At 66.8% G+C, this 1,212-nt stretch carries 2 protein-coding genes; one reads left to right on the forward strand and one right to left on the reverse strand.

Annotation, left to right across the window (positions count from 1 at the left end; genetic code table 11):
• Window positions 1-40: 40 nt before the first annotated feature.
• Window positions 41-310 (reverse strand): hypothetical protein, encoded by a 270-nt coding sequence (locus ACFYZY_RS30005; RefSeq protein ID WP_361843876.1) that lies wholly within the window; start codon window positions 308-310, stop codon window positions 41-43.
• A 61-nt stretch (window positions 311-371) separates the two neighbouring features.
• On the opposite strand from ACFYZY_RS30005, the gene ACFYZY_RS30010 reads away from it, so the two are divergent.
• The gene (locus tag ACFYZY_RS30010; RefSeq protein ID WP_388700416.1) at window positions 372-1,142 is read left to right on the forward strand and encodes a transposase; all 771 of its coding nucleotides are present in this window, start codon (window positions 372-374) and stop codon (window positions 1,140-1,142) included.
• Window positions 1,143-1,212: the final 70 nt, after the last annotated feature.

Raw genomic sequence — 1,212 nt, forward strand, 5'->3', positions numbered from 1 at the left:
TCGCTAAGGGCTGTCCCGTAACTGGGGCTACGGACAGGCGTCAGGCGCTCGGGTTCCTCCACAGGTGTCGCTCGTCCAGGGTCCCGAACCGCACCTCTCCGCGTGCAAGGTCGACGAGGATGGGCCAGCAGTCCAACAGCTGCTCTCTCGGCTCCCGCGAGGCGAGGTACTGCACAGAGTTGTAGGGCACGATCAGGAGCCCGTTGCTCACACGAACCCGCTCTGCGTCGATGGCGAGAGGCGGCTCATCATCGCGCTGGCTGTCCGCGAGAAACGCCACCGCGAGTTGCAGGGCCTCATCCTGTTCCATGATCCGTCTCCAGTCCGTCGCCTCGAAGGAGAAACCCTAACCAGCCTGGGATGATCTTGGTGTGGCTGGTGTGATCACGGCGTCGGAGCCGTCTTGGATAGCCCCGTTCACCGGACTGAGCCCGCGGCAGTTCAGGAAGCTGGTGACGGTGCTGCGGCGCGAGGGGGCGGACGCGGTCCGCAAGGGCCGGCCGTGGAGTCTTCCGCTGGAGGACCGGGCCCTTCTGGTCGCGGCCTACTGGCGCACGAACCTGACCATGCGCCAGCTCGCCCCGCTGTTCGGGGTATCCAAGTCGGCGGCGGACCGGATCATCGACCACCTCGGGCCGATGCTCGCCCTCCAGCCCCGCAAGCGGTTCGCCAAGGACACCGTGCTGATCGTGGACGGCACCCTTGTCCCCACCCGGGACCACACCATCGCCGAGCGGTCGAAGAACTACCGGTACTCCACCAACCACCAGATCGTCATCGACGCCGACACCCGCCTGGTCGTCGTGGTCGGCCGGCCTCTGCCCGGGAACCGCAACGACTGCAAGGCATGGGAGGAATCCGGCGCCAAGGCCGCCGTTGGCAACACCGTCACGATCGCCGACGGCGGCTACCCGGGCACCGGACTCATCATCCCGCACCGCCGGCAGCGCGGCCAGACCGCACTCCCGGACTGGAAGGAGGAGCACAACAAGTCCCACAAGCAGGTCCGGGCCCGGGTCGAGCACGTCTTCGCCCGCATGAAGACCTGGAAGATCCTCCGCGACTGCCGCCTCAAGGGCGACGGCGTCCACCACGCCATGCTCGGCATCGCCCGGATGCACAACCTCGCCCTCGCCGGATAGACCAGGCAATCACACCACAACCAACGATGCCCGGGACGACTTGGAGATCATTTACGGGACAGCCCTTAGG

Origin of the sequence: Streptomyces sp. NPDC001744, from assembly GCF_042892575.1 — a bacterium.
In the GTDB taxonomy this organism is placed as follows: Bacteria; Actinomycetota; Actinomycetes; order Streptomycetales; family Streptomycetaceae; genus Streptomyces.

Bases quoted from the DNA above. Each gene is read 5' to 3' on its own strand.
- ACFYZY_RS30005 (WP_361843876.1), bottom strand. From the start codon at position 310: ATGGAACAGGATGAGGCCCTGCAACTCGCGGTGGCGTTTCTCGCGGAC.